Annotated in this window: 7 protein-coding genes; 2 read left to right on the top strand and 5 right to left on the bottom strand. The window is 60.8% G+C overall.

The annotated features are described in order from the left end of the window. The first annotated feature begins 75 nt into the window (after positions 1–75). Complete coding sequence (locus KGA88_RS00040; protein ID WP_223588086.1) at positions 76–444, top strand: hypothetical protein; 369 nt, start codon at positions 76–78, stop codon at positions 442–444. Positions 445–627: 183 nt separating this feature from the next. Here KGA88_RS00040 and copD read toward each other — a convergent pair whose 3' ends face one another. The 5 genes from copD to KGA88_RS00065 form a co-directional block, all read right to left on the bottom strand. Beyond that, positions 628–1,551, bottom strand: coding sequence for a copper homeostasis membrane protein CopD (gene copD, locus KGA88_RS00045; RefSeq protein ID WP_223588088.1), 924 nt, complete (start codon positions 1,549–1,551; stop codon positions 628–630). Between the two features lie 3 nt (positions 1,552–1,554). Then, on the bottom strand, positions 1,555–1,938 hold the full coding sequence (gene copC, locus KGA88_RS00050) for a copper homeostasis periplasmic binding protein CopC (protein ID WP_223588090.1): 384 nt from the start codon (positions 1,936–1,938) through the stop codon (positions 1,555–1,557). Positions 1,939–1,990: 52 nt separating this feature from the next. Then, entirely contained in the window at positions 1,991–2,854 is an 864-nt protein-coding gene (locus KGA88_RS00055) for a copper resistance protein B (RefSeq protein ID WP_223588092.1), read from the bottom strand. A gap of 10 nt (positions 2,855–2,864) precedes the next feature. Continuing rightward, on the bottom strand, positions 2,865–4,571 hold the full coding sequence (locus KGA88_RS00060; protein WP_223588094.1) for a copper resistance system multicopper oxidase: 1,707 nt from the start codon (positions 4,569–4,571) through the stop codon (positions 2,865–2,867). A 79-nt stretch (positions 4,572–4,650) separates the two neighbouring features. Next, positions 4,651–5,379, bottom strand: coding sequence for a murein L,D-transpeptidase catalytic domain family protein (locus KGA88_RS00065; RefSeq protein WP_110660635.1), 729 nt, complete (start codon positions 5,377–5,379; stop codon positions 4,651–4,653). Positions 5,380–5,464: 85 nt separating this feature from the next. Between KGA88_RS00065 and KGA88_RS00070 the strand changes: the two genes are divergently transcribed. Further along, positions 5,465–7,219, top strand: a complete 1,755-nt coding sequence (locus KGA88_RS00070; protein ID WP_223588097.1) for a murein L,D-transpeptidase — start codon at positions 5,465–5,467, stop codon at positions 7,217–7,219. Positions 7,220–7,376 lie beyond the last annotated feature (157 nt).

The following is a 7,376-nucleotide window of genomic DNA, read 5'->3' on the forward strand; positions in this document are numbered from 1 at the left end:
CATGGGGGATGGGGGGGAGTTAATGGGTGAAATTTTATACGAGAAAACCCATCCATGATGGGAAAGGGGTTTTGGATGTCCTGGCTAGCTTTTTGGCTTCTAGCCGGTCCGATCTTGCTTGCCATTGCGAGCACTGCATACAGTCTGTATCTCAGATGGCGTTACCTTGATGCCATGCTGGAGGCCTTGAAAAATAGTCGTTATGTCCACTCCTGGGGGCCAGGTTTGCGGCAGCAGGGGTGGTTTGGGGGCCTCTTGCTGATAGCAAAAATCGCCGGGATGGTGACTATGCCAAGGGTTTCAATCCGCATTGGCGAGCTGGACCCCGAGGATATTAAAAACTTTCCCCCACATCTAAAGCGTCTTTTGAAAATCAAAGCGGTGATGCTGGTTGGCATTGCTGTTTGGGGATTCATTGCGTATGGGCTGATGAAGTTGGAGTGATTTTTGGGGATATCACCTCAAACTTAAAACGGCCCTCGGCATTTCCCGCCGTAGCCTGGTGCACCTCTGTGACAAGGCCGGGACACTGGGCAAGATAAGTTAAAGCAGGAGTGTGAAATTCGAACGGCACCGGAAGGTGCCGTTTTTTCACCGGTGTGAAAAATCAACGCCCCCTGAAACGGCTCATTCCACTTCCGGACTCAAGGTCCCCAGCCACGCCACCACCGCCACAATCAACACCGCCGCGGCCATTTCCACCAGCACACTGCGCCGAAGTGCATGGACCGCCATGCGATGTTGGCCCTCTCGCAATGTCCGCTCCAGCAAGGGCCCAAGCTGAAAGCGGTTCAAAGCCGCCAACACCAGCATCCCGGCAAACAGCAGCACTTTGATCGCCAGTAGAATTCCGTAGTGGCTGAGTAGAACACCATCGAGCTGCGGCCCGACGATGAACAGGTAGTTCACCACCCCGGTCACGGTGATGATCGCTACGATCAGCGCACCGACAAGTTCGAATCGCTTGACCGCACGGGCCAGCAAGCGAATGTGCACTTCGGTTTGCAGCGCCCGGATTTGCACCATCAACCCAATCGCAAGCAACGCGCCGAGCCAGGCGCCTGCCACCAGCAAGTGCAGGATGTCTGCGGTGAAGTGCCAGTAACGACGGCTGCCTTCGTCCATGGCGCCATGCCCGCTCCAGGCCAGGCTGGCGAGGGCGATGCCGCCGGCAGTGGCGGCGATCACCAGGCTGATGCCGGGGGCGCGAGGGTTAAACATCAACGCCAAACCTGCGACGGCTAACGCAGTCATCCGCACGGCCCAGGCCATCCCGACGTCTGTCTCGAACAGCATCATCTCGAGGTGAGGGCGCAGCTCGGTTATGTCTGATTCGCCGCTCATGGCGCGGACCATCAGCACCATGCCGGCGATGGACAGCAGCGCGCCGAGGCCGGCTGTTGCCGTCAACAATCGGCGCAAGGGCAATACCGTCCCGGATAGCCGTTCCTGTCCTTTAAAGCTGTACAGACCGAACAGCGCCACGCCAAACAACAGCATCAAATCCACATACAACACAAACCGCAGCACGACGTTGGCCGAGTCGCTCATCGATCATTTCACTTTGAACGTGACGTTGCCGGTGATCGGGTGGGTGTCCGACGACACCGCGCGCCATTCAACCTTGTAGGTGCCGGCAGTCAAGGGCGCTGTCGGAGTGATGAACATGGTCTTCGGATCACTGCCGCCGCTGACTTTGGCCTTGACCGGCATCGGGGCGTGGACCATGCCGGACATTTCGGTCATCAGCAGTTTTGCCCCGGAAAACTGGGTGACGAGGTTTTCGGAAAAGTGCAGTTCGATCTTGTCGGGAGGCGCACCTTCCGCGCCTTCCGTTGGGGTGGAGGCGAGCAGTTTTGGGTGCGCTTGAGCGAGGCTGCTCATGAGCAGGCCAGTGATCAGCACGATGACGGCAGCGGTGGGTTTGATGAGGCGCATGCAAGGTCCTTTACCGCTTGAAGCGGTTGTTATTGGTTTGAGGTAAGTCTGTTCAGAACCACAGCCGGACACCGAGCACCAGGCGGGTTTCGCTGCGGTCCTCGCCTTCGTCGTTGGCGTAGTCGGCGGTGTTGCCGTAGGTGCGGTTCCAGGTCACGCCGAGGTAGGGCGCGAATTCCCGGCGGATTTCGTAGCGCAGGCGCAGGCCGGCTTCGGTGTTGGACAGCCCCGAACCGATGCCCCGTTGCGCATCGTTTTTGCCGTAGGCGTTGAGTTCGACGGTCGGCTGCAGGATCAGCCGGTTGGTCAGCAGGATGTCGTAGTCGCCCTCCAGCCGCACGGCGCTCTGGCCGCCTTCGCCGATGAAGGCCGTGGCTTCGGCCTCGAAGTTGTACAGCGCCATGCCTTGCACGCCGAACGCGGCCCAGGTTTGCGGGGCGCCGGGTTTGAAGTCCTGGCGAACGCCGCTGACGACGTCCCACCATGGGGAAATGGCGTGGCCCCACAAGGCCTGGATTTCCGCGTCTTCGGTCACGCCGTTGCTGCGTTCGCCTTCGGAGCGCAGCCACAGGCGATCAATGTCACCGCCGATCCAGCCGGACAAATCCCAGGCCAGGGTGCTGCCGTCATCGGCGTCTTGCCATTCGAGTTTGTCGGCGAGGAAAAAGCTATTGAGCGTGCTGTCATGTACGCGGTGACCGGCGGGATCGACATACACCGCAGCGCGATCGGCATCGGTCAGCAGCGGGATCGGCGTGCGGCTTTCGCTGGGGGCGGCGGGCTGCATCTGGCCTTCGTCCATGCCTTGCATCTGGCCGTGGTCCATCTGGCTGTGATCCATGCCTTGCATGTCATCGCTGGCGGCCATCGCCGTCGAGGTCGCGAGGGCTAAGAAAAACGGGGTGAATCGAATCATGGGGTGCGCCTCATTCTTCCACGCGAACTTCACGGAACATGCCCATTTCCATGTGGTACAGGAGATGGCAGTGATAGGCCCAGCGGCCGAGCGCATCGGCAGTGACCCGATAGCTGCGCCGGGAACCGGGTGGCATGTCGATGGTGTGTTTGCGCACCATGAACTGGCCGTTTTCGTCTTCGAGGTCGCTCCACATTCCATGCAGGTGGATGGGGTGCATCATCATCGTGTCGTTGACCAGCACAATCCGCAGCCGCTCGTCGTACTTGAGGCGCAGCGGTTCTGCATCAGAGAACTTCACGCCGTTGAATGACCAGGCGAATTTTTCCATATGCCCGGTCAGGTGCAGTTCGAGGGTGCGGCCAGGTTCGCGGCCGTCCGGGTCTTCGAAAGTGCTGCGCAGGTCGGAATAGGTGAGCACGCGGCGCCCGTTGTTGCGCAGGCCCATGCCAGGGTCGTCGAGTTTCGCTGAGGTGGACATCGCTTGCATATCCACCAGCGGGTTGTCGGTTTCCGAGGCCGGGTGGGACTGCATGTCGGGCATGTCGCCCATGGCCATGTTGCTGTGATCCATACCCGCCATACTGCCGTGGTCCATGCCGGCCATGCCCATGTCGTCCATGGTCACCAGGGGGCGTGGGTCCAGTGGTGGCAGCGGCGCAACCAGCCCGGCTTTCAGCGCCAGGGTGCCGCGTGCGTAGCCGGTGCGATCCATCGCTTGGGCGAACAGGGTGTAGGCCGCTTCGCTCGGCTCGACGATCACGTCGAAGGTTTCCGCCACGGCAATGCGAAACTCGTCGACGCTCACCGGTTTGACGTAGAGGCCGTCGGCGGCGACCAGGGTCATTTTCAGGCCGGGGATGCGCACGTCGAAGTAAGTCATGGCCGAGCCGTTGATGAAGCGCAGCCGCAGCTTTTCCCCTGGGCGGAACACCCCGGTCCAATTCGAATCCGGCGCCTGGCCATTCAACAGGTAGGTGTAAGTGGCGCCGCCGACGTCCGCGAGGTCGGTGGGGTTCATCTTCATCTCGGCCCACATCGTGCGATCGGCGACGGTCGGCCCCCAGCCTTTTTCGCTGACATCGTGGATGAAGTCGCCCACGGTGCGTTTGTTGAAGTTGTAGTAATCGGACTGCTTTTTCAGGGTCTTCATCAGGCCGACCGGGTCTTCGTCGGTCCAGTCGCTGAGCATCACCACGTAGTCGCGGTCGTACTGGAACGGCTCCGGGTCCTTGGCGTCGATTATCAGCGGGCCGTACACGCCGGATTGTTCCTGGAACCCCGAATGGCTGTGATACCAGTAGGTGCCGTTCTGGCGCACGGTGAACTGGTAGACGTACAGGCCGCCCGGCTCGATGCCCTTGAAGCTCAGGCCCGGTACGCCGTCCATGTTGGCCGGCAGCAAGATGCCGTGCCAGTGAATGGAGGTACTGTCCTTGAGTCTGTTGCGTACCCGCAGCGTCACCGTATCGCCTTCACGCCAGCGCAGCAGCGGGCCGGGGATGCCGCCGTTGATGGTCATCGCGGTGCGTGGGCTGCCGGTGAAGTTGACCGGGGATTGGCCGATGAACAGGTCGAAATCATTACCGGCCAACACCTGCTGTTCGCCGGGACTGCTGATCGCCCAGGCCGGCGTGCGCCATAACCCGAGACCGCCGAAGAGCCCGCCGATGGCCAGCCCTTTGACGAAGGTGCGTCTTGAAGTGTGGGAGTGCATGCCGTCTGTTCCGCCGTCAGCCTGTTGAACGTGTCGACGAGGCTAGCGGGAGGTGCCTTTCAGCAGGCTGAGGCGGGGATTACAGTTTTGACAGGTTGGATGTTGCTTTCTGGCTTGAAGTGGACTTTTCCCTTGAGGCCACGGTGTCGCCGCCGCAGTTGATGTAGGAGGACGACTTCAACCAGCGCTGGTCCGGGTAGTAGGAAAACAGCAACTGCCCGTCCTTCATCGAATCGATCAGGCGGTGGGCAATCGCCGGCCGAACCGCCGGGCAACCCAGGCTGCGGCCGATCCGGCCATTGGCGCGGGCCAGCACCGGGCTGACATAGGGCGCGCCGTGGATGACGATGGCGCGGTCATAGGCGTTGTCGTTGAAGCCAGGCTCCAGGCCTTCCATGCGCAACGAGTAACCGTTCTGGCCGCTGTAGCTCTCTTGTGTGCGGAACAGGCCGAGGCTGGTGGCGTGGCTTTCGTTGCGGTTGGAGAACAGCGTCGCCATGTTTTCGCCGCTGTTGCGGCCATGGGCGACCAGTTCGTGAAACAGCAACTTGCGTCGTTTAAGGTCGAAGACCCACAGACGTTGTTCGGTCGAGGGCAGGGAATAATCGATCACCGCCAGTCTTTGGGCTGGGGCGATACCTTGGGCACGGCTGCATTGGGTTGCGCGAACGGCCAGGGCAATCACTTTGGCATCGGCGTCTGGTGCTGCTTTGACCAGCGCGTTTTCAAGCGAATCGGCGTAGGCTGACGGTACTGAAAGGCACGTCAGTAAAATGGCAAATAAAAGGCCAAAGCGGTTTAGCGCCATAGTCGGGTCTCATCATGATAATTTCGAGTCTAGCTAGCAGTGAGCGGAAAGCTAGCCGTTTGAAACGGAGGATTAAGGATTATCCATGGTGCAATTAACAAGGTCATTCGTCATAAGCCGCATGTTTTTTATGGGCTTTCTGATCAGCGGTGTGGCGGTTGGGCAAACGTCGCCGATTGAGCCGGTATCTGCGGCAAGCAGCGGAATAGATGCCGCGGCGCCCGACGATGCGGTCGGCCAGGCGATTCAGGCATCGCTGGAGCCGCTGCGCTCGGCCTTTCCGCCGTTGCTCACGGCCAGGCGCCAGCAACGGGTGGATGTCAGCCGGGTGGTGCTGGATTTCTATATGCATCGTAACTATCGCGCCGCGTGGACGGATGATCGTGACGTGGCCCAGTTGCTCAAGAGCCTCGAAGACACCCGGATCGACGGGCTGAACCCGGCGGATTTTCGCATCTCCGAACTGGCCCAGGCCCATGAATCGCTGGTGGCCGCCATGCCTTCCACGGCGCAGCGGGCGATGTTCGACATGGCGGCGACCCGCACATTCATCACCGCACTGCTGCAACTGCGGCGGGGCAAGGTCGATCCGTCGCGGCTGGACATTCACTGGAATTTCGACCCGGCCGGCGGCGCTGCCCGCGAAGACATGAACGCCCTGTTCGCCGCCCTCGATGCCCATGACGTGGCTCGAGCATTCGCCGATGCGCCTCCTCAAGAAGCGATTTACCGCAATTTGCGTGAGGGCCTGGCCCGTTTGCGCCAGATCCGTGATGCGGGCGGCTGGCCGAAAGTCACCGAAGGGCAATCACTCAAGCCCGGCATGGACGGGGTGGCGGTCGCACAATTGCGTGCGCGCCTGGTGGCGGGCGGTTACCTGGACGCGCACCTGTCGAAAAAGGCCGGTTACGACGACAAGGTCATTGCCGCGGTGAAGAAGTATCAGGTCGAGCAATACCTGGGGGCCGATGGCGTGGCCGGGGCGGCGACGCTGGCGGCGTTGAACGTGCCTGTCGAGGCGCGGATCGATCAGGTGCGGGTCAACATGGAGCGCGCCCGCTGGCTGTTGTACAAACTCCAGGGCACGTTCGTGATCGTCGATATCGCCGGCTACAAGGTGGCGATGTACCGCGACGGCCTGCCGATCTGGCATTCGCGGGTGCAGGTCGGCAAGCCGGTGCGCAGTACACCGGTGTTCCAGGCCGAAATCACCTACATCACGTTCAACCCGACCTGGACCGTGCCGCCGACCATCCTCAAGCAGGACGTGATTCCGAAAGTCCAGAACGATCCGGGCTATCTGGCGGCCAACCGGATTCGCGTGCTTGATCGCGAAGGCAATGTGCTCAATCCGTCGGACGTTGACTGGAGCAATCCGCGAGGCATCCACCTGCGTCAGGATGCCGGGCCCGACAGTTCGCTGGGGCAGGTGGTGATCCGCTTCCCCAACGACTATGCGATTTACCTGCATGACACGCCGCACCGCGAGCTGTTTGCCAAAACGGTACGGGCCACCAGTTCAGGTTGCATCCGCGTGGAAAACCCGTTGCAACTGGTCGAGTTGCTGTTCAACGACCCGGTGCGCTGGAACAGCGCCGGCATTCAGAAGCAGTTGGCCAATGGCAGGACCGAGAACGTCCTGCTGCCGGTGAAAGTGCCGGTGCTGTTGGCTTACTGGACCGTGGACCTGAGCACTGACGGGCGAGTGACGTTCAAGCCCGACATTTACGATTACGATGCCAAGGTGCTGCAGGGCTTGAGTCAGCCTACCAAGTTGCCCCCGCTGGACTTGCGTCGGGCAGAGGTGCCGCTAGTGGTGACGGGGCAGAACCAACAGTAATGAAAGACCGAAAAAGGGCGCCTCTGGAGCGTAATGCCAGTCAGTTAAGCTGACTGGCATTTTTATTTCTGATCGGATACTTCGGTGATTTGAGCCGGATGGCGCGAGGATAAATACGCTCCTCTCGCCGATGAGGCAGGACATAGTGCGGGGCTGA

The sequence above is a fragment of the Pseudomonas sp. A-R-19 genome (assembly GCF_019956575.1).
In the GTDB taxonomy this organism is placed as follows: Bacteria; Pseudomonadota; Gammaproteobacteria; order Pseudomonadales; family Pseudomonadaceae; genus Aquipseudomonas.

Coding starts and splice junctions, on each gene's coding strand:
- KGA88_RS00070 (WP_223588097.1), top strand. CDS start 5,465: ATGGTGCAATTAACAAGGTCATTCGTCATAAGCCGCATGTTTTTTATG.
- KGA88_RS00055 (WP_223588092.1), bottom strand. CDS start 2,854: ATGATTCGATTCACCCCGTTTTTCTTAGCCCTCGCGACCTCGACGGCG.
- KGA88_RS00065 (WP_110660635.1), bottom strand. CDS start 5,379: ATGGCGCTAAACCGCTTTGGCCTTTTATTTGCCATTTTACTGACGTGC.
- KGA88_RS00060 (WP_223588094.1), bottom strand. CDS start 4,571: ATGCACTCCCACACTTCAAGACGCACCTTCGTCAAAGGGCTGGCCATC.
- copD (WP_223588088.1), bottom strand. CDS start 1,551: ATGAGCGACTCGGCCAACGTCGTGCTGCGGTTTGTGTTGTATGTGGAT.
- copC (WP_223588090.1), bottom strand. CDS start 1,938: ATGCGCCTCATCAAACCCACCGCTGCCGTCATCGTGCTGATCACTGGC.
- KGA88_RS00040 (WP_223588086.1), top strand. CDS start 76: ATGTCCTGGCTAGCTTTTTGGCTTCTAGCCGGTCCGATCTTGCTTGCC.